The organism is Chroococcidiopsis thermalis PCC 7203 (assembly GCF_000317125.1).
Classification (GTDB): domain Bacteria; phylum Cyanobacteriota; class Cyanobacteriia; order Cyanobacteriales; family Chroococcidiopsidaceae; genus Chroococcidiopsis; species Chroococcidiopsis thermalis.
Genome location: NC_019695.1, coordinates 3575496 through 3596543, shown reverse-complemented (window position 1 = coordinate 3596543; position 21048 = coordinate 3575496). Strand labels below are relative to the sequence as shown.

Annotated in this window: 19 protein-coding genes and 2 tRNA genes; 7 read left to right on the top strand and 14 right to left on the bottom strand. The window is 45.8% G+C overall.

What is annotated here, in order from left to right:
• The first annotated feature begins 12 nt into the window (after positions 1–12).
• Positions 13–591: a pentapeptide repeat-containing protein gene (locus CHRO_RS34390; protein WP_041463187.1), complete on the top strand. Its 579-nt coding sequence runs from the start codon at positions 13–15 to the stop codon at positions 589–591.
• On the opposite strand, the gene CHRO_RS15790 is transcribed toward CHRO_RS34390, so the two are convergent.
• From CHRO_RS15790 to CHRO_RS15760, 7 genes are all read right to left on the bottom strand, one after another.
• A complete protein-coding gene (locus tag CHRO_RS15790; RefSeq protein WP_015155230.1) occupies positions 588–2585 on the bottom strand; it encodes a serine/threonine-protein kinase in 1998 nt (665 codons plus the stop codon). The genes CHRO_RS34390 and CHRO_RS15790 overlap by 4 nt on opposite strands.
• 181 nt (positions 2586–2766) lie before the next feature.
• A complete protein-coding gene (locus CHRO_RS15785; RefSeq protein ID WP_015155229.1) occupies positions 2767–3999 on the bottom strand; it encodes a saccharopine dehydrogenase family protein in 1233 nt (410 codons plus the stop codon).
• Positions 4000–4129: 130 nt separating this feature from the next.
• A complete protein-coding gene (locus tag CHRO_RS15780; protein ID WP_015155228.1) occupies positions 4130–4540 on the bottom strand; it encodes a nuclear transport factor 2 family protein in 411 nt (136 codons plus the stop codon).
• Between the two features lie 91 nt (positions 4541–4631).
• The gene (locus CHRO_RS15775) at positions 4632–5516 is read right to left on the bottom strand and encodes a helix-turn-helix transcriptional regulator (protein ID WP_015155227.1); all 885 of its coding nucleotides are present in this window, start codon (positions 5514–5516) and stop codon (positions 4632–4634) included.
• 61 nt (positions 5517–5577) lie between these two features.
• Positions 5578–5659 (bottom strand) — tRNA-Leu (locus tag CHRO_RS15770).
• 38 nt (positions 5660–5697) lie between these two features.
• A complete protein-coding gene (locus tag CHRO_RS15765; RefSeq protein WP_015155226.1) occupies positions 5698–6972 on the bottom strand; it encodes an ABC transporter permease in 1275 nt (424 codons plus the stop codon).
• Positions 6973–7251: 279 nt separating this feature from the next.
• The gene (locus CHRO_RS15760; RefSeq protein WP_015155225.1) at positions 7252–8685 is read right to left on the bottom strand and encodes an efflux RND transporter periplasmic adaptor subunit; all 1434 of its coding nucleotides are present in this window, start codon (positions 8683–8685) and stop codon (positions 7252–7254) included.
• A 161-nt stretch (positions 8686–8846) separates the two neighbouring features.
• On the opposite strand from CHRO_RS15760, the gene CHRO_RS15755 reads away from it, so the two are divergent.
• From CHRO_RS15755 to CHRO_RS15740, 4 genes are all read left to right on the top strand, one after another.
• A complete protein-coding gene (locus tag CHRO_RS15755; protein WP_015155224.1) occupies positions 8847–10040 on the top strand; it encodes a sensor histidine kinase in 1194 nt (397 codons plus the stop codon).
• Positions 10012–10281 carry a hypothetical protein gene (locus tag CHRO_RS15750; protein ID WP_015155223.1) on the top strand — a complete coding sequence of 90 codons (270 nt, stop codon included), beginning with the start codon at positions 10012–10014 and terminating at the stop codon, positions 10279–10281. The genes CHRO_RS15755 and CHRO_RS15750 overlap by 29 nt, the downstream gene beginning before the upstream one ends.
• Before the next feature lie 331 nt (positions 10282–10612).
• A complete protein-coding gene (locus CHRO_RS15745) occupies positions 10613–10945 on the top strand; it encodes a hypothetical protein (protein ID WP_015155222.1) in 333 nt (110 codons plus the stop codon).
• Positions 10938–11195 (top strand): hypothetical protein, encoded by a 258-nt coding sequence (locus CHRO_RS15740; RefSeq protein ID WP_015155221.1) that lies wholly within the window; start codon positions 10938–10940, stop codon positions 11193–11195. Before CHRO_RS15745 ends, CHRO_RS15740 begins: the two co-directional genes overlap by 8 nt.
• A gap of 147 nt (positions 11196–11342) precedes the next feature.
• Here CHRO_RS15740 and CHRO_RS15735 read toward each other — a convergent pair.
• The 3 genes from CHRO_RS15735 to CHRO_RS15725 form a co-directional block, all read right to left on the bottom strand.
• Positions 11343–11415 (bottom strand) — tRNA-Arg (locus CHRO_RS15735).
• A gap of 128 nt (positions 11416–11543) precedes the next feature.
• Positions 11544–12911, bottom strand: coding sequence for an FADH(2)-oxidizing methylenetetrahydrofolate--tRNA-(uracil(54)-C(5))-methyltransferase TrmFO (gene trmFO / locus CHRO_RS15730; protein WP_015155220.1), 1368 nt, complete (start codon positions 12909–12911; stop codon positions 11544–11546).
• Positions 12912–12998: 87 nt separating this feature from the next.
• The gene (locus CHRO_RS15725; RefSeq protein WP_015155219.1) at positions 12999–14474 is read right to left on the bottom strand and encodes a site-2 protease family protein; all 1476 of its coding nucleotides are present in this window, start codon (positions 14472–14474) and stop codon (positions 12999–13001) included.
• Positions 14475–14649: 175 nt separating this feature from the next.
• On the opposite strand from CHRO_RS15725, the gene CHRO_RS15720 reads away from it, so the two are divergent.
• Entirely contained in the window at positions 14650–15294 is a 645-nt protein-coding gene (locus CHRO_RS15720) for an MBL fold metallo-hydrolase (RefSeq protein ID WP_015155218.1), read from the top strand.
• 7 nt (positions 15295–15301) lie between these two features.
• Here CHRO_RS15720 and crtR read toward each other — a convergent pair whose 3' ends face one another.
• Positions 15302–16234: a beta-carotene hydroxylase gene (gene crtR, locus CHRO_RS15715; protein WP_015155217.1), complete on the bottom strand. Its 933-nt coding sequence runs from the start codon at positions 16232–16234 to the stop codon at positions 15302–15304.
• A 191-nt stretch (positions 16235–16425) separates the two neighbouring features.
• Here crtR and pyk point away from each other — a divergent pair, with 191 nt between their 5' ends.
• Entirely contained in the window at positions 16426–18192 is a 1767-nt protein-coding gene (gene pyk / locus CHRO_RS15710) for a pyruvate kinase (RefSeq protein WP_015155216.1), read from the top strand.
• An 83-nt stretch (positions 18193–18275) separates the two neighbouring features.
• Here pyk and CHRO_RS15705 read toward each other — a convergent pair whose 3' ends face one another.
• From CHRO_RS15705 to cax, 3 genes are all read right to left on the bottom strand, one after another.
• Positions 18276–18662: a YybH family protein gene (locus CHRO_RS15705; RefSeq protein ID WP_015155215.1), complete on the bottom strand. Its 387-nt coding sequence runs from the start codon at positions 18660–18662 to the stop codon at positions 18276–18278.
• 479 nt (positions 18663–19141) lie between these two features.
• Entirely contained in the window at positions 19142–19627 is a 486-nt protein-coding gene (locus CHRO_RS15700) for a globin domain-containing protein (RefSeq protein ID WP_015155214.1), read from the bottom strand.
• Positions 19628–19953: 326 nt separating this feature from the next.
• Positions 19954–21045 carry a calcium/proton exchanger gene (gene cax / locus CHRO_RS15695; protein ID WP_015155213.1) on the bottom strand — a complete coding sequence of 364 codons (1092 nt, stop codon included), beginning with the start codon at positions 21043–21045 and terminating at the stop codon, positions 19954–19956.
• Positions 21046–21048 lie beyond the last annotated feature (3 nt).

The window sequence follows — 21048 nt, the reverse complement described above, 5'->3', positions numbered from 1 at the left end:
GCGATGGAGAGCATGAAAGACTTACTGCAAAAATTCTCATCGTTGAGAGATGCGATCGTTGGATTGAGCGATCGCTCTGGGGAAAATCGCGTTCTCTTATTCGATTCACGCGATGCAGCCTATAATGTTGCTTTCATGCTCGACGGTCAATGGGATGAGTGCAACAGTATTGTCATACCTACCTCGGATGAAATAGCAATTAAAACTGCTGCTAGTTTGGTGGAAGCTAGATGGTGCGACAGCGGTAATTTCTGTATTTTATTGCCCAAATTAAGTGTTGAGACATTAAAACGGCGCTACGCGGTTGGAGACAGGCACTTTATCAATGCCAATCTCATGTGCGCCGATCTCAGCTATCTCAATCTCAGTCAGATAAATTTCGGCTGGGCAAAGTTGAGAGGGGCTAACCTCAGTGGCGCAAATCTCAGCGGAGCTGACTTGACTGCGGCAGATTTGAGCGATGCTAATTTGAGTGGAGCCGATCTGAGCGGTGCAAACTTATTGCGGGCAGACTTAACAGGCGCAAACACGAGCGATACCAATCTCAGTGGTGCTTGCTTGAGGGGGGCGATCGCCTTTAATCTAAGTTAATTTATCCCTTGCAAGCTCCAAAGTTTGATAGTTTTATCTTCACTGCCACTAACAATTAGCTTGCCATTGGGAGTAAAGCTGAGGCTATTTACGTTACCCTGATGTCCAGAAAAAGTCGTCAATAGCTCTCCAGTATTGAGCTGCCAAAGTTTGATTTGGCGATCGTCACTTCCACTAGCAATCATCTGACTATCTGGGCTAATTGCAACTGAATTAATATAGTCTGAATGTCCCGTCAAAGTGCGTAATCGCTGTCCGGTTTGTAGTTGCCAAATTCCGATCGTTTTGTCCCAACTACTTGATACCAAAGTCTGTCCATCAGGACTAATCGCCACAGATCTGACTCGATCTGTATGTCCCAAGAGAGTACGGCGTAATGCTCCGGTACGAAGATCCCAAATTTTGATCGTTCGATCTTTACTACCACTAACTAAAGTTTTGCCATCAGGACTAATGGCAACAGACCAAACTGTGTCCGCATGTCCGATAAGAGTGCGGCGTAACATTCGTGTAGATAGATCCCAAATTTTGATACTTGCGTCTGCGTTGCTACTTACAAGAGTCTGGCGATCGGGACTTATGGCAACAGACCAGACTTTACTAACATTTCCAATTGTATGTTGTAATTCTTGAGTAGATAGATCCCAAACTTTGACTGCTGGCTGAGCTGAGTAGCTAGCACTTGTCAGCATTTGTCCGTCTTGACTTAGGGCAAGCGATAAGACTTCAGCTGAATTGCCAGTTAAGGTACGTAGCAATTGTCCAGAACTAAGATCCCAGAATTTAATTGTCTTGTCCCCGCTACCACTAATTAGGGTATGTCCGTCACGCGCGATCGCCACCGCCCACACTGCGTTAGTATGCCCAGTCAAGGTGCGCGTCATCGAGGTGTGAGGAGAGGTGCTAGGCTCAGTTGTATGAGATGCTTCGACAATTTGCGATCGCGCCATTGTGGGTGAAATATTGGTTGTCGGTCGCAAAGCATAGTAGCTACCAAGTAACAGCGCAAATGCAGAAGTCACTCCCAATGCTGTTCCTAACCGTGAGGCAATGCGTTTGCGTACAAGCTTCACCACTCCTACGATCTTATCTGCTGGTTTTGGTACTGAAAGCATGACTGGAGCGGTATGTACTTTTTCCGGCGCATCCACCAGAGGCGCTAAAGCATTTAATGCCTCTGTAGTAGACTGGTAGCGCTCTAAAAAGTGGTAGCGTACCATTTTATTTAAAATGGCTGTTAACTCTGGCGCGATCGTTACCAGATGTTGCCAAATCATTTCCCCAGTTTCAGCATCTTCTAATAATTGCGTTGGTTGCATTCCAGTTAAGGCTTGAATGCCAATCATCCCCAAAGCATAGATGTCGCTGTTAGGTCGCGGTCGTCCGTGACTTTGCTCGGAGGGCATATAACCAGATGTACCTACAGCTATGGTGGCAGGAAGACCGATGGCATAATTGGCTTGGGTTTGTCCTGATGATGTCACTACCTGCGTCCAAGCTTGTTTAACGCTACCAAAGTCAATTAGGACTAATTTTCCATCCGATGCTCGGCGAATTAAGTTATTGGGTTTGAGGTCGCGGTGAATGAGTCCCTGTGAGTGAACGATTTCCAGAATGCTGAGGATTTCATACAACAACTCGATGACTTGCTGCTGACTCCACTTGACTCTTACTGGTGGCATGAGTTGACTTAGCGGTTGCCCGACAATATACTCTTGCACCAAGTAAAATTGTCGATCTTCCTCAAAATAGTCTAATAACTGCGGTACTTGCGAATAGGACTGGAGTTTTTCTAAAGCCGCAATTTCTCGGCTGAACAAGCGTTGCCAGCGATAACTGAGATCGGTGATTTTGTCTGTGGATAATAAATGCTTAATGACACACTTAGCAGGCTGGTTGCGATCGAGATTGCGTGCTAGGTAGGTCTGACAGTAGCTACTACTACCGAGGATTTGTACGACTTGATATCGCCGACCAATGATTTTCCCTAGCATGGCGCGAGACCGATGACAATTAAGTGCTTGATTATTGGGTAAAACACACGATCTGTGGTAAGGGCGCACAGAGAAAGCACCCCTACAAATGTCACGCACGCAATCGAGAATTGCTATAAGTGTCGTCCCCCTAACTAAGGGTAGGATGTTCTGATGAGCCGTGAGTTGTTGTTTTTATCGCTCACCTTTGGCAAAAATTTCGATCTAGATCGACAGTCATACCTGCATGGCGCAACCGTTCTGCCAGAACGTCACCGAGTCCAGTTGCAGGGGTGAGGATACCCCCGCGCCGATCGCCGGGGAGTTTGTCTTCATTCAACGCCAAACACAATGCTGACTCGCACAAAAATTTCACTGTAGCGCGGTTGCCAGGATCGCCGCGATCGCAAATCAGTCCCCATACCTTGCGTCCGTCGCTCGTCAATCCTAAAAGTTCGCAACGAAACCATCCCTCGTTCATTGTTTTCTCCGATGGTCCGCTACCTGGTTGGGGTAAAAGGGGTTGCAGCAGGCTACGGATTGGCGGTTGCTGGATTGCCCCTATAAATAGAGCCGTTGCTGCTGTAATACCAACTGCTAGCAGCCACCCTATCGGGGGGTCGAACTTCAGATATTCTTGGTAGGTAAAGTCAACGCCGTATGGCTCCTGCCACTGACTATATAATGCACTACTACGGCGTACCACGCGAGTATTAACCGCACCCATGAAAAATGGCGCTACCCACGTATCAAGATCGGGATCGTATTGCGGGAATTCTGGATCTCGATTGCGGTCTATTTCTTCTGGCGAGCGATCGCTGGTTGGATTGAGTAGGAAAGGATTGCTTACCTGACTTACCTGAGTGGAATTGTAAATGTTAAAAACAGAAGCTAGAGTCCCACCGTTGAATCCGCCCATAGCTTGATAGTAAGCTTTCACCGCTCGGCAGGATGTTCCTAGTTCTCGTTGGATGTAGCGGACGATCAGGTAAGTCCCCAGATCCGAAGGCACGGAATCAAACCCACAGCAGGGAATAATGCGAGTCCCATCGGCTGCGGCTCTGTCGTGGTAGCGATCGCAGAGTTCTTTCACCCAAGGAGTCTCGCCGGTAATGTCAACGTAGTGAGTTTTGAAGCGCACGCAGGCATCAACAATTTTATTGCCATAGAGAGCAAATGGTCCCGCCGTATTTAGCAGTACCCGCGTCTGAGACACGATGTTATCTATGGCAGTTTCATCTTGGCTGTCTGCAACTAATACATCGACATTGACACCAACTTGCGCCTTTACTTGTTCGAGTTTGTCACGGTTACGACCTGCGATCGCCCAACGTACTTCGCTTGGAGTTACATGCTGGGCAAAGTATTGCACTGTTTGCTTTCCAGTAAAACCACTAGCTCCGTAAAGCACGACATCGTATGGACGAGCGGTCATCGAATGGCATCCTCCTGATGAGTTAAATCTGTTTTACCAATTTCCAGCAGTTGATTTGATCGATCACCTTATAACAATACCTCAATCGATCTTAAAAGTTCTGAGAGTTTATTTTGAGGCTGCTTTAATTTTAGGAAAATAGGAATTGCCCGATCGCAACTGTATCTGCGTAGAACATCTGTGATTCGACAATTTTGCCATCACGCATTTTATACACGCTTACGACTGGCGAATCAAGCTTTTTACCGCTACTCGCCGCCAGCCCTTTCAACTGCCAAAGGACGATGACATAATCTTCTGCATCTAAAAAGACTGCATCCATCTTCCTCTCGGCTGGTGGTTGAAGATGATTCCAAGTTTGAGCAGCGCCTTCAACGTGTTGCTTTGCACCTTCAAGACCGTAATGTTCTCCACCATAAGGAAGTGACTCTGCATCGCGGATGACAATTTCAGGAGCGTAAGCGGCAAGAACTCCAGCAATATCGCGTTCTTCGACAGCCTTGAATAGACAGCGAACATTTTCTAAATTCTGTTGTGACATAAATTCTCCTTTCTCGTCAGAATTTATCGACTGACGCATTCAGTATCCAACTATTTTTAACTTCTTCGCTTCAAGGTTCTTGCGGTTGTTTTCAACGTTCTTGCGACAACTGCCAAAAAACTTTGGGTGTAACTCCGACAAGGCGTTTGAAATGGTAGGTGAAATGTCCTTGGCTAGCAAAACCAACCGTCTGAGCGATCGCCGCCAATGATAAATTACCCATAACTATTAGTTGTTTGGCTCGTTCGATCCGACAACGAATTAAATATTGATGCGGTGAAATATGAGTTGACTGCTTGAACAAATGCGCAAAGTGATATGGACTCAACCGCACTATTTCTGCTAACTGAGTTAAGCTAATATTTCTATCTAAGTTTGCTTCAATAAAATCAACAATTTGCTGCCATTGCTGTTGCGTAAAACTACCCGTAACAGTTTTGTGCTGACGTGAGTTAGTAGAATATCTTGATAAAAGATGAACCACAAGTGCATGGGCTAGCGAGTCAGCATAAAGATGGCTGTTTCTCCCATCAATTTCTAAGGATGTTTTGAGTGCAAAGCCAATCTGTCCAATTAACGGATCGAATAGTGTAGCTAAATGTGGAATCAGTTCGAGGCGATCGCTGCCAAATACCTCATAGCCAACTGTAGCGAGAAATGACGGTGCTAACAACAAATTGAAAAACTCAGCTTCTTTATTCCAGTGAAACCATTGGCTGAGGTAGGCTGGGTAAATTTTCAAATCTCCAAATCCCGATCCTACCTTCTCATATCGTCCGCCAACTGCTTGCTCCAACTGCACGGGCTTTCCGACATTCAGACAAATAACGTGCTGGGACGATACGTGTTCTGGAACATCGCAAGGTGGTTCTCGAAAATAAGCAAATTGAATGTTTTTCCAGTTAGCGCCATCACTAGCCAGAATCGGCAAACGGGGAAGAATTAGCGGTAAATTGCTAGGAGTCGGATCGCTCACAATTACCCTGATGCTAATCGCTCGGTGAGAAAAGCTTGAAAGGCTTGCAGAGTATAAAAAATGCGGATGAAAGGACTTGAACCTTCACACCTCTCGGTACTAGAACCTAAATCTAGCGCGTCTGCCAATTCCGCCACATCCGCATATCGGCTTTACGATTATAGCAGAGAAAAAAATATTTTTACTCGCTTCTCAAAGCGGCAATCGGATCTAATTTAGCAGCATTCCGAGCTGGGATAACTCCCGCTAGCAATCCGACGACGAAAGAAAGCCCAAACCCACTCGCGATCGACCACAACGATACGATGAGGGGAAATTTGAAAATATTAGCAGCAGTAGCCGCGATCGCCACTCCCAAACCAATTCCCATCCCTCCACCAACGACAGAGACGACAACTGCTTCGGCTAAAAACTGAATTAAAATCGCTGCATTAGTCGCGCCTACAGCTTTGCGAATGCCAATTTCTTTTGTGCGTTCGACGACTGAGACTAGCATGATATTGGCAATCCCAATCCCGCCAACGACTAAGGAAATTCCCGCGATCGCCACTACCATGACGGTAAATAATCCTACTACACTACTAAATGTGTTGATAATATCAACCTGATTGATAATCCGAAAATCATCTGCTTGCGGTGGGTAGATATTATGACGCAAGCGTAAAAGGTTCGTGACTTGGAATTGTGCCGCATCTAACTGCGTCTCGTTACTAGCTGCTAACCAAAATCCGTTGATGGAAACTCCAGTCAAAGCATTATTTCCTACCAACCGCGCCGACATATTCGTTAACGGTACGTATACGCGATCGTCTTGATCTTGTCCTCCAACCGCGCCTTTTGGCTCCATTACTCCCAGTACCTTATAACTTTGTCGCTGAATCCGAATATCGGCTCCTACTGGATTGACTGCTGCGCCAAATAATTGATCTCGTACCTTAGAACCTAAAACGACAACTGGTTGAGCCGCATCTAAATCTGCTTCAGTAAAAAACTGCCCGACTTGGGGGCGGATATTTTTCACCTCAGAGTAATATAAATCCGTTCCAAGAACGCTAGTAGAAATATTCTGTCCGCCATAAACAACTTGAAACTGACGTTGTAAAAAAGCAGTCACGCCAATCGCTGCTGGAGCCTGTTGCGCTACCGCTTTAGCATCTTCCCAAGTCAAAGTTGAAGCCGAACCTACTCCTTGGTTAATCCCGCCACCAGTCGTAGACGCACCTGCAAGGACGAGCATCACATTCGTACCCAAAGCTTGAATCTGTTGCTCGGTAGATTTTTGTACGCCTTGTCCTACCGAAGTAATAGAAATTACCGAAGAAATACCAATAATTACACCCAGCATTGTTAATCCCGTGCGTAACTTATGGTTCCATAAAGATTCCGCCGCCATCCCGACAACTTCAGCAGTTGACACGGCGTTAGTATTGGCGTGAGGGGGTTGTTTTTTGGGCATGAAGAATAATTGATGGTTAATGGTTAATGGTTGATAGTTGTTGGTTAACCGCTCCCTTGTCCCCCTTGTCTCCCTTGTCCCCCTTGTCCCCCTTGTCTCCCTTGTCCCCCTTGTCCCCCTTGTCCCCCTTGTCCTCCCTTGTCCCCCTTGTCCCCTAATCCCCACTCCCTTCGGTCGTGGGGTCCCCGAGTTCCCCCTTGTCCCCCTTGTCCCCCTTGTCTCCCTTGTCTCCCTTGTCCCCCCTTGTCTCCCTTGTCCTCCCTGCTCCCTACTCCCTGTTCACCGTCGCGAACCTCCCATACCTGGGATTCCCGGCGTTCTGGTTTGGGGGCGAGTTCCTGGTGGAAAGGTGATGAAGACTTTTTCGGTTCCCGTGAGTCCTGATAATACTTGGGTTTTGTCATTTACAGTCACTCCGGTTTGGATGGGGGTGAAAACGGGATTGTTATTCTCGCTAGCGACAAATACACCCGTACCGTTAGGTTGACGAGCGATCGCAACTGTGGGGACGACGATCGCATTTTTCAATTCGCCTGCTTTAAAATCAACATCAACGTTCATACCCGATCGCAACAGCTGAGGAGCGGTGAGAATTGCAGCTTTAACTTGAAAACTCGTTACGTTTTGTTCTACCGTAGATTGAACGGCAATTTGAATTACTCGCCCCTTGAAAGTTTTGCCGGGATGTGCATCAGCTCGAAAGCTAATTTCTTGTCCGATGCGAATTCGAGCAATATTACTTTCTGATACGTTGGCGACAACCTGATTGTTCGCCGCCAGTGCCAAGATCGAGTTGGAAGTTGCGCCAGATACGGAACTACCTGCGGTGGTGGGAGTGACAAAAGCACCAGGATCGGCATATTTTTGCGCCACTACGCCACTAAAAGGAGCCGCGATCGCCGTATCATTCAATTGAGTTTGAATATTCTGTAATGCCCCTTGTGCTTGTTTCACTTGAGCGCGGGCTTGAGCGATATCTTCAGGGCGCGAACCATTTTGTTGTAATGTTAAAGCTTGCTGCGCTCTATCCACAGCTGCTTTGGCACTATTGTAAGCAGCGCGGGATGTAACTAAATCTCGACTGGAAATTGCTCCAGAGGCGAATAACTGCTCGTTTTGGCGCAGATTTGAGGTTGCTTCTTCTAAGGTAGCTTGAGTATTTTGTAACTCTGCTTGCGCTTGAGCAATATCTTCAACGCGATTCCCTGCCAGCAATTTTTGTAAATTTGCTTGAGCTTCTGCTAATCTTCCCTTAGCTTCGATTAATTGTCCCTGTAGGTTTGAATCATCCATGTAGGCGATAATTTGCCCTTGCTTTACCCAATCTCCTTCTTTTACCAACAAGCTTTTCAGCCGCCCAGAACTTTTAGGGCTGACATTAATCGATCGCTCTGGTTTAATTGTGCCGTTAGCTGCAACAGTTACAGATAAATTTAATCGTTCTACTGGAACGGAGAGTGCTTGTCGCTGGGCGGCTTGACGGGGAACAATGACAATTTGACGATAAACAATATAGCTACCTGCGGCTACAAAGCCAAGCAAGAATACCCCCAGCACCCACTTAGTAATTCCTACTTTCTTGAAGTTTTTCACGCGCGATGGGAACGTCTCTGAATGAGGCAAATCAGTTTTCATTCTAGCTTCACGCTCGGTAATACACCCGTCATAGCTATTCTGTGCCACTATCTTATAAACGAGTTCGCTCAACCTCATGTAGAAAAAGTCACGATCGCCCTATGACTTTAGTAATGGTTATCAGTTATCAGTTATCAGGGAATCTATACTAATTACGAATTCCGAATTCTCCCTTGTCTCTCTTGTTTCCCTTGTCCCAATTTTGACTTTTGACTTTTGACCTTTGACTTTTAAACCTTGTGACTCGTCCCATTCAACCTCAAAATCACCCGTTTCCATTTCTGCTCTATCTAGAGTGGGCATTATTGGCGATCGCAATTTGGACTGAATTATTACCTAATCCCAGTCTCCGGTTTCCCAGATTTCCTTTGCTAACACTGTTAAGCATTACTGGCTTTGGGTTGATGGGTTTGAGATTACCCACGGGTAAGTTAATTTACAAAATTATTTATACTGCTTTTGAAATTGTACTAATTTTATTCACTTCTCTAACTGGTAGTCGAGCAATCCGTCTGTTTCCTTTCCTTTACTTACTTCTAGTCACTCGAAGTTGTCTGATTTTTGCGCTACCAGGAAGATTATTAATTACGGGTTTATCTTTTACTCTTTTCCTATTGACGCTACAGCGCCGTTTTCATCGCATTCCCGCACCACCATCGGCTCAAGAACGGTTGCGTTTTTTTCCGCTCCTCCTAGCATTCTTATTTGGGTTAGTTTTAGTTTTTGTGTTGTTATTAATGAATGCAGTTTTGGCTGAGCGTCAAAGTCGAGAAAAACTGGCGATCGCGAACGAACAACTGCGAAAATATGCTTTGAGAATTGAAGACCAAGCAACTTTGCAAGAACGCAGTCGCATTGCACGAGAAATTCACGATTCTCTCGGACACTCTTTAACAGCACTCAATCTGCAAATAGAAACAGCACTTAAACTTTGGCTCAGCGATTCTACCAGAGCTTACACGTTCCTCAAACAAGCAAAAAAATTAGGTTCTCAAGCTTTGCAAGATGTGCGCCAGTCAGTTTCGGCGCTGCGCGATCCGCTGTTGGGACGTTCTTTAGAGCAAGCGATCGCATCTTTGGCTGAGGATTTTGGGCGCTCTACTGGCGTTGTTCCTTCATGTCAAATTCAACTTGCCGATTCCATAACGACAGAAGTTTCTACAGCTATTTACCGCATTGCTCAAGAAGCATTGACAAATATTAGTAGATATGCTTCGGCTACTGAAGTGAAAATTGAATTACAGGTTACGAAAAACCATTTAAAATTCACAATTGCGGATAATGGTAAGGGATTTCAATTAAGTCAAAATACCACTGGTTTTGGGTTGCAAAGTATGCGCGATCGCGCCCAAGTCTTAGGAGGTGAATTAAATATTAATACCGCTCCTAACTCAGGTTGCACGATTGTGGCTGAGATTCCTTTACATACATGAAAAAGCGATCGTAGAGGGAAATGAAGCTAACGAACAAAGAATTCGCGATTCTAAAAAACGCACTGCCGATTTAGTCCTACAGTTAGCACAAAACGAGGAACAGCGCCAAAATGCTCTCACCGCAGTTATCCAGCAGCAGATCGACCTGAGATTGCAGAAATTTAAGAATGCGATCGCGCTGGAAAACCTGGAATATATCAAGCAGCAGAATTTACTCGAAGTTCTCAATAAAAGTGCTTGACACTTATAGGAAGATTGGCAATAATAATTTAGGGGAGATATTTTATCTCCCCTAAAAATAAGGAGGTGATGCAAAAATAACTAATCCAAATAAAGACGGTAACGGCAACGGACAAAAGGAATACAATCCTGAAATCGAGTTCGAGTACCTTGCAGAGGATATCTGGAGCGAGATAGACCAGCAAGGAAACGAATACGTTGCTTATACCAAAGACGTGCTAGAAGCCTTGGAAGACGAGGACTCTGAATCTGATTCCAACGGCGAGTAAAATTAGCACCATGCCTCTAGTAAAACTAGGGGCATTTCCTGATAGTCAAGAAAAACATAACATATGTCTACTAGTATTATCCATCCACTGCACTACCTAGTCGTTGAAAAAAAGGGGTCTGCCTGGTGTTTCAAGACAGGCGACAGAATATTCTACAACCCCCGCAACGTGCCAGCATCTCTGTCTCTAGAAGACCGACTGCGCCAATTTGGATTAACCATACCGAAAATTGCGATCGAGTTATTTCGGATAGAGGCAGGTAAGGGAGGATATTACCTTGCTAATTTACGTTCTAAGCAGTATTACTACTGCGGGCTCGATTGGCAGGATGTTAAAACAACTCTCCAGCAATTGGGAATAGGACGACCAGAGCCCTTGGAGAACAGCAATGGGTAGAAAGAAACTCAACCGTTCTGTCGTCAATGTCAGAACCGCTCCCGATACCCCCAGTAAGCTCAAAGATCTAGCTTATACCCTCGGTTATATCTATGACGGCGAGGGTGCGACGGGGCAATTACTAGATGCGATCGCCAGTGGTTTAATTCAGTTAACATCACAGGAAGCTAAAGAAAATGAGCGTAAACCAATTACAGAATCTAACCCTGGAGCAATTCTGGCTGCTACCAGAAGGGGAGACGGCATTTGAATCACAGATCGCCAACTCAAGAGCGCCCAAAAAGTCTCAAGAATACCCAAACTTTTTTGGTAGGGGGTGGAGAAACTCCTGAAGCACCACTCCCTGAAAGTCTTGTTCTTTCGTAGATTGGCGTTTTATCAAGGTTTTTATCTTTTACGAGCATAGAGGGATTTGAACCCCCGACCCTCAGAACCGGAATCTGATGCTCTATCCACTGAGCTATATGCCCTTGCACTCGGATATTATAGCATAGCAAGTTAATTGGGAAGCGATCGCGCTTTTTAACCTGGAATATTGAGGTAGGGGCGTACATAAATTTGTAGGGACGCACATCTGTGCGCCCTTACAGATCGATCGCTAAATTACCCCAGCTAATCCCAAAGATAACCCCGCTTTCCAACTAGCAAGATCGAACAAAGAGCGATCGCGATACCTACCATATCTAAGCTGTTTATTCTTAATCTTCTCGCCTAACTCAGGCAAAATGCCAAAATTAGGTGGCATCGGTTGAAAATGTTTCGGGGCAGCAGAACTGATAAATTCAAATAACGCCCCCATCATCGTTGTGGGTGGTAAAACTAACGAATCTTTACCCAAAGCAATTCTCGCCGCATTCGTTCCCGCCAGCCAGCCGCCAGCCGCTGCTGCTGTATAACCTTCCGTACCAATTAATTGTCCCGCACCTAAGAGAGTCGGACGGTTTTTAAATTGTAATGATGGTTGCAACAACTGAGGAGCATTAATAAACGTGTTGCGGTGCATCACTCCCAAACGCACAAATTCAGCATTTTCCAAACCTGGAATCATTTGAAATATACGCTTTTGTTCGCCCCAGCGTAAATTTGTCTGAAATCCAACCATATTCCACAACTGCCCCGCCTTATCTTCTTGGCGCAGTTGTACTACCGCATAAGGACGTTCCGACTGATTTTCTGGGGCGCGGAAGTCTCCCTTGCGGGCATCAAACAAGCCCACAGGTTTGAGGGGACCATAGCGCATGGTATCTTCCCCGCGTCGGGCAAGTTCTTCTATAGGTAAACAAGCTTCAAAGAATTTAGCATTTTCTCGCTCAAAATCCTTTAATTCTGCTTGTTCTGCCGTGCATAATGCTTGCCAAAACTGCAAGTATTGCTCTTTATTCATCGGACAGTTGAGATAGGCTGCATCTCCCTTGTCGTAGCGAGAAGCGAGAAAAGCAATATCGCGGTCAATTGATTCTCCTACAATAATTGGGCTTGCGGCATCGAAAAAGCTGAGATATTCCATTCCCGTAAAGCGGTGCAAATCTGCGGCTAAATCGGGGCTAGTTAAAGGACCAGTCGCTAGTACAACAACGCCTTCTGGAATGGCGTGAAGTTCGCCCCGCCGCAGTTCGATGAGGGGGTGACGAGAGAGCGTTTCGGTCAAATCTTGGCTAAATTGTCCTCGATCTACAGCTAAAGCACCACCAGCAGGGACGGCGTGACTGTCGGCTTTGCCAATCACTACAGAACCCAATTGACGCAGTTCTTCGTGCAACAATCCCGATGCGCGATCGCTTGCTTGCGCCCCAAAAGAATTGCTACAGACTAATTCTGCTAAATGTTCTGTATGGTGGGCGGGACTCGATCGCAAAGGACGCATTTCGTGCAAAATCACTGGTATTCCCGCCTGGGCAATTTGCCACGCCGCTTCTGTCCCGGCTAATCCACCACCGATAACTTGAATTACGTTGTCATTGGTCATTGGTCGTTGGTCATTGGTCGTTGCCAAGAGGTAAATTTTAACTTCTTCCTTGTCCCCCTTGCCCCCCTTGTCCTATCCCTTACCCCTCTAAATTTGTAATAAATTTGTAATAAATCTGGGTGCTGGCAGGATAATTAAAACGAGTAAAGCTAAGACTAGCAGACCGATGATATCGCGTTTGTTGTCTAGTTCGGTTACATCGTTGAGGGCTGGTTCGTCAGCTATGGGCATGAAAAAGAGAATTATCGCCCACAACCAAAAACCAGGTTGGACTAAAGCCAATCCTAAAACTAAAAACCGAGCAATTTGACCGATCGCGGCTCCAGTACGCTGTCCAAACATAGCATGGACGATGTGACCGCCATCGAGTTGTCCTACAGGCATGAGGTTTAATGCCGTAACGACAAGTCCTAGAAATCCCGCGATCGCCACTGGGTGTAGGTCGATCGCTTTATCTGCGGTTAGTTGAGCGCCTAATGCTAATTTACTCAGGACTGCTAGTAAAATCGAATATCCTGGGTTGAGGGCATCGGGGTCGAGAGTTCCTGCTTTTTCTGGGATTGGCACGACTTGAGAGTTTGCTAAACCCCAGATCAGCAGCGGTAGTGTTGCCACAAATCCAGCTACAGGACCAGCAATACTCACATCAAACAAGGCTTTACGGTTGGGTACGGGGCTGCGCATTTGAATAAATGCCCCAAACGTACCAGGAAAAAAGGGAATGGGAATGAAATAAGGTAGTGTAACGAGAATTTTATGAAATCTAGCTGTTAAATAGTGACCCATTTCGTGAATGCCTAAAATCGCCAGTAAAGCTACGGCATAGGGCAATCCTTCATGTAATTGGGTAATAGTTGCTGATGGTGTGGTGTTATTGCTACTAGCTAATTGCACGCCAACGACGGCAGTTGTAAATAAGGTGGCTATAACTAAGCCTACGGCTAAAAAGGGTCTAGAGAGCTGCGATCGCTCCGCTGGTCTATCTTTTCGCGCTTGGGGATTGGGAACTAGGGCAAAGAAAGGCTTGTTGTTGAGTCCTTCTTGCAACAGGACTAAAAAGCGATCGCCAAATTGATTTTCAATATTTCGCCGAATTTTCTCGTAAGCATCGGTCGGAGAAGTGCGGAGTTGTCCGCGACAGATCACGGCTTGAGGTCGATATTCAATATTGTGAATGTAGAAAGTTGACCAAGGAAAGCAATCCCTCAGTTGAGCTTCTTCTGCTGGCTCGATTGGGCGAACTGGTGTCGGTTCTGGTGTCGGTTCTGGGTTAGAATTGACTGCTGCTGGGTTAGCAGTTGGTGGCGCGGGTGACATTCCTCTCCGTCCCCACTGAATCAGCAGCCAGTACAAAACTGGGCAGATGACAAACGGACCGATCGCTAAAGCAATAGGCAGTGGTTGATCTGGACCGTAGACTGCCATCCATATGCTCCAAATTAAGGCTGGTGTCATGAGTACCAGCCATAAAAGCCAAACGGGTGTCCGCGTCATGCCAGCGACACTGCGCCGCACGATGATATAAGTAAATAGTCCCAGGAGGAGGAGAAACCAAAATTCCATGTCTGTTGCAGTTGTACTGAGTGGGTATCGCGTTTAAGCGATGGAGACAAGTCAGTTGAGAATACTTATCTTTCACCTCCTATTTGCCGTGCCAGTGCCATAATTTTACTCGCCACATAAGATCGCAATTAAACTCTCAATTTAACTTTTACCCCTCACTAATCGTTCCCGAACTTTGCAAAACCAACCTACTCGTTCTCCCAAACTACCACAGGCAATTTGGCATAACGTATTTGCGTTTCCACCCAATAGAGAGACGTTAGGAGGAACTGCTTATCTTATTGTAGAAAATCAAGGCAATATTCTGATAGACTCTCCAGGCTGGGACGAAGTGAATCGGGAATATATCAGTTCTCTTGGTGGAGTTCGCTGGTTATTTATGACGCACAGAGGTGCGATCGGTCAAACGCGACACCTGCAAGCAACGTATAACTGCGAGATTATCATTCAACAACAAGAAGCCTATTTGTTGCCAGGATTAAAAGTTACGACTTTTGAGCGAGAATTTGACCTGGGAAATGGCATTGAAATTATCTGGACTCCCGGACATTCGCCTGGTTCTGCTTGCCTTTACTATCCGCAGCATGGAGGTATTTTATTCTCTGGTCGTCATATTCTCCCCAATCTTCAAGGCGAACCAGCACCGCTGAGAACGGCAAAAACTTTCCACTGGTTACGCCAATTACGCAGCGTCAAACTCATTTGCGATCGCTTTACCCCAGAAACCTTGCAATATATCTGCCCTGGGGCAAATACAGGGTTTCTGCGGGGTCAGCGAGTTATTAGCAATGCGTATGAGAGATTGAATTGTGGTAGTTAGTAGTTGGTTATTGGTCATTGTGTAGAGACGTTACATGTAACGTCTCTACACTCGTTTCCTCTTTCCGATGCAACCGAATCCCTAGAAAGACATCATATAAAAAGCTCCAAAAGTCTTTTCCTTGCCAGATACCTAGAGTTTGAGGACTGCCTTTGGCATCCAAAAGATGCTTGGTGGCATGGTATGCGGGTTGATATTTATACCAGGGAATTGAAGGCCATAGGTGATGGGTGAGGTGATAATTCTGTCCGCCGATCAATAGATTCAGTACCGGATTGGGATAAACTCTGGCATTTGTCCAACGCCCGCGATCGCTAAATGGGCGATGGGGTAGATAATCAAAAAATAATCCTAAAGTCAGCCCAACAATAGCAGTTGGGATAAACCAAAAATTGAGGATATAGCCCAAAAAGTGATATTGAATTGAGATGTAAAAAATTGCTGCGACAATTGCACGGCTAATAAACCACTCTAATAATTCGTATTTTCGCCACAATCGCCGCTGAAAGAAAAATACTTCATGATAGAAGAAGCGAGCATTAATTAACCACAGAGGACCACCAGTAGAGACAAAATGATCCGGATCGTTTTCTGGGTCGTTGACATGGGCGTGGTGCTGTAGGTGTACCCGCGTAAATACGGGAAACGAAAAAGCTAACATCATGGCGCTGCCATGCCCTAAAATTGCATTGATAATTCGATTAGGATGGGCAGCTTGGTGGCAAGCATCATGAATCACAGTGCCAGACAGATGAATGGCAAGAACGTTAATTGTGAAGCAGCACCAGTGTTGCCACTCCCACAGCCAGTAACCGCAGTTGGATAATGCCAATAAGGTCATGGCTGCCAGAAACATCCACACATCGGGATTTATTTTCTCAGGAGGTGCTAAAAACTCCTTGGGAACTGTCAGTGGCTTCTTTGCCTCCGACGCGATCATCTTGACTCCTTTTGTTATCGGGTGTTGCAAATTATGTTGCAAATTATTATGGTACGTTCACTAGAATACTAAAGTTTTGTGTAGCATGAGTCATTTTGACTACTGCTACTAGCAATTTATTCTCTGGCGATCGGGTGATATACCGATCGCATTACGATCTGTAGTTTGTTATCCCCTTGAAAGTTGCCTTCATGCAGTCAATAGACTCCGTTCGTCGCACTAAAATCGTCGCTACCATTGGTCCCGCTACTAGTAGCCCAGAAGTCCTCAAGGCATTGATTGAGGCTGGAGCAACCACTTTGCGGCTGAATTTTTCCCACGGCACTCACGCCGACCACCAACGCAGCATTCGCCTGATCCGGCAGACCGCTTTTGAATTGGATCGTCCGGTTGGAATTTTACAAGACTTACAGGGACCGAAAATTCGCCTGGGTAAGTTTGAGACTGGCTCGATTCAAGTGGGTCGGGGCGATCGCTTTACTTTAACTAGCGATCGCATTGTCGGGACTCAAGAGCGCAGTTGCGTGACTTACGATCTGCTAGCCGATGAAGTCCCCGTAGGAGCGACAATTTTACTGGATGATGGGCGAGTCGAAATGCTCGTGGAAGATGTCGATCGCGATAACAAAGAATTGCACTGTTGCGTCACTGTGGGGGGCATTCTTTCTAATAATAAAGGGGTAAATTTTCCTGGGGTCTATCTATCCATTAAGGCAATGACAGATAAGGATCGCGAAGATTTACTCTTCGGTCTAGATCAAGGTGTAGATTGGGTAGCCCTTTCTTTCGTGCGCAATCCTCAAGACATCTTAGAAATTAAAGAAATTATTTCTAATGCAGGGAAGCAAGTGCCTGTAGTTGCCAAGATTGAGAAACACGAGGCGATCGATCAGATGGAGGCAATTTTGCCTCTGTGCGATGGTGTGATGGTGGCTAGAGGGGATTTGGGGGTAGAACTACCAGCGGAAGACGTGCCGATCTTGCAAAAGCGGTTGATCGTGACGGCAAATCGCTTAGGTATCCCAATTATCACGGCAACCCAAATGTTAGACAGCATGGTTCACAGCCCTCGACCGACTCGCGCTGAAGTCTCGGATGTGGCAAATGCAATTTTAGATGGTACGGATGCGGTGATGCTGTCAAATGAGACGGCTGTGGGAAAATATCCGGTGGAAGCCGTGGCGACAATGGCAAAAATTGCCGTGCGGATCGAACAGGAACAGGCTCTAGCCTCGCCTCCAGCTCATATCAAAGATGCGCGGCGATCGATCCCCAATGCGATCAGTCAAGCAGTAGGACAGATTGCCGAACAATTAGAAGCATCTGCAATTATGACGATGACGAAGACGGGATCGACGGCGCGAAATGTGTCTAAATTTCGACCTCAGACTCCAATTCTTGCCGTCACTCCCCATGTCGATATAGCTCGACAGCTACAAATGGTGTGGGGAGTAAAACCGCTGCTGGTACTGGATTTAGCTTCGACGGGACAAACGTTTCAGTCGGCTCTCAATGTGGCGCTAGAGAAAAATCTCTTAACAGAAGGAGATTTGGTCGTGATGACGGCTGGGACGCTTCAGGGAGTATCGGGATCGACAGACTTGATTAAGGTAGAAGTGGTGACAGCTTTACTCGGTCAAGGTGTTGGCATCGGTCAGGGTTCCGTCAGCGGTCGCGCTAGAGTAGCTCACGCCGGAATAGATGTGAGTAAGTTTAATCCTGGGGAAATATTGGTTGCGCCCCGCACTTCTGCTGATTTTGTCGATGCGATCCGCAAAGCCGCAGGGATTATCACCGAAGATGAGAGTCTTACCAGTCATGCTGCGGTCTTGGGTTTGCGTTTGGGGATTCCTGTCATTGTAGGAGTCAAACGCGCTACCGAAGTGATTCGGGATGGGGCAATTTTGACTTTAGATATGCAGCGAGGATTGATTTATTCTGGGGCGGTGGGGGGTTAAGTAGAAGAGGCGATCGCATTCTGTTTGAGAAATTGAGTTAGGGGTGCGATCGCGTTTCATAAGAAGAAACCCCACCTCAACCGTTATCTGAGGTTCCACATTTGCCTCTTAATTAGCCATTCTCCCGAGTCCTCTTGATGGAAAAGCCAGGTCTTCGTAGTTTTGTATGAATTTGTCACCCCATCAGCGTAGGCGACAGTGTTTACATTGCCTTGTGCAACTCCATATACCCATCGATCGTCGATCCGTAGAGCATCAAGGGGTGTCAGCTCAACAGTCCATTTCGCAACATCATAGTCCTTCTGTTCGCTCTTTGAAATCTCATCCGAACCGCGCTCAGGCTCCGATCCTGGTGGAATCCGAATCGCATCTGTGGCGAATAACTTCCGATAGGCTGTCGAATCGTTTGCACTAACAGCTGCCTGATACTTTTCACACATTGCCTTGAGAACCTCGTTCGCGTCAATCATAGTTCGCTCCTTGGTTAGGTTGCTCTTTCCTATTCCACAGCAGGTGAGCAGTATTGGTATAACCGAAGCCAACTTCTCGCACCGGATCTCATGGCAGCATCTCCGTGCAGCTGAATATCGTCGAACTTATCGACGCAAGACTAGTTTTGAGTCAAAACTGAGTGAGATCGCTATGCGTCCTTGTTGGAGCGAGTAATTAGAATAAACTCCACAAAAGTTACTCAAACTAAATACTTAACTGCCACCAGCGTGACATATTTATATTTTTATACTACTTAATTCGTAGCGGTTTTCGCAATAGTAAATTACAAATCTTTGAGAACATTAAACTGAATCGAAATATTGGGTAAAGCGATCGCATATTCTGATTACTTTGATTTTAAGGATAGGCGATCGCACGGTCTATTAGGCACTCACCCTGTTTCAGCTTCTCGACTAAAATAGTCGTTACTTTGGCTTCCTTCGGTCAGTCCAATGCACTAGGGATGACTAGCTTTCGCCAATTGCTCAGTTAGTTCTCGATCTTCTTGTTTGTAGATCGCATTTTCTTTTTGAATAAAGATGTTGGCTAAAGCATTATAGGCTTCAGCCCATGCTGCAATAACCTCATCAGTTGCGGCATCTTGCAAAACATCTTTCATCGCCTGCAACAGCTTTTCACCAATCAGTGGATATTGCTCTGGTAGTATGCGAGTTTCTACATGACGATGGGCAATTTTATCTACTGCCGTAGCTAACTCATCTAGGCGGTCAATATGAGTTGCATAGGCGTAAACAGCCGCAGCTAACTTGCGTGCTTGTCCGCCACCGTCTAGATGCTGCATCCAAGTCGTTTCAAAGCTGCGTTTATAGTCAGGTCGTTCTTCAAATGCAATTTGATACATCCGCCTGGTAATTTCTTCACCTTTTTCTTTAATAATTGGTGCAGTTGCTTTAACAATTTCAATCGTTTTTTGACTAACCATTGTTTAAAGTTCTCCTCTTACAATAGAGACTGTTGGCAACCTAAGAGATAACTATTAATACAATTGACTTTTTCTGTCTCATACCTTCAACATAGTTCTGACACTAAATTGTGCGATCTAACTTCCAGAGCTATGGAACTAGATTGCTACATCACTCGTATAATATAATACAATATTATTGGCTTTATTAAGCAGAGAACTGCAACGTGACATAGCCAGCAGCCATGTTAATTTCTTTTCTTGTTTTAGAGCTAATTGACAATAATTAATGATAGGGTCGAGGGGTGCGTATTCCACTCGACCCTTGAGTTTTTGTTAGCTCTAAATTACACTGGATGAAAATAGAAAGCTAAGCCCAAGACTGCATAGGTTGCTAATAGCAAAGTTCCTTCTAACCAGTTAGAACGTCCATCTAAACTAATCAGATTTGCGACTAACACGGCGATCGCTACAGCTACGGCTTCAAAAGGATTGAAATCTAAATCCATTGGCTGTCCGATTACCTGTCCGACAATTACCAAGACAGGAGCCATAAATAATGCTACCAAAAGGCTCGAACCCATTGCGATCGAGACGGACAAGTCCATATTATTTTTGACCGCAACTCGCACTGCTGTCACGTATTCTGCCGCACCACCAACTAGAGGTAACAGCACCACACCTGTAAATAAAGGAGTTAACCCCAATCCAGCGGTAGCTTCCTCCACCTGACCGACAAACAACTCTGACTCGTAAGCAACAGCAAGCGTGGCGGCGGCTAGAACGCCAACCCACAGCCAGAGATTAGGTTTATGGGTAGACGATTCAGACTTGGGTTGAGCTTCATTTTCCAAATCTACCAATCCCACGTCGTATAGATAGCTGTGGGTTTTTAACGAAAATAGCAGCGTCATTCCGTAAACAAGAATTAACACGACTGCGGCTGCAATGGAGAGATTTTTAATCGCTACTGGTTCTATGCCGCTAGAAGTTTCAATCACCAGTGTCGGTAGAATAATTGCGATCGCGGCTAGTGTCATGGAAGAACCATTCACCCGCGCTACCACAGGTTGAAAATCCTGTTCTTTGTAACGCAAACCTCCCAACAACATTGCCAAACCCATAGCTAGGAGTAGATTGCTGATAATACTACCCGTAATACTGGCTTTGACAATATCAACCAATCCTTCTTTAAGGGCAACTAGGGCGATAATTAGCTCTGTGGCATTGCCGAATACGGCATTTAACAACGCACCAATTGAGGAACCCGTAACAATCGCTACTTCCTCCGTCGCCGTACTCAGCCAAATTGCTAAAGGGACGATTGCGATCCCCGACGTGATAAATATTGTTAGCGATCCCCACTCTAAATAACGAGCTGCGATCGAGATGGGAATGAAAACCAACAATCCAAGCGAGATAATATTCTTGATTGACATGAG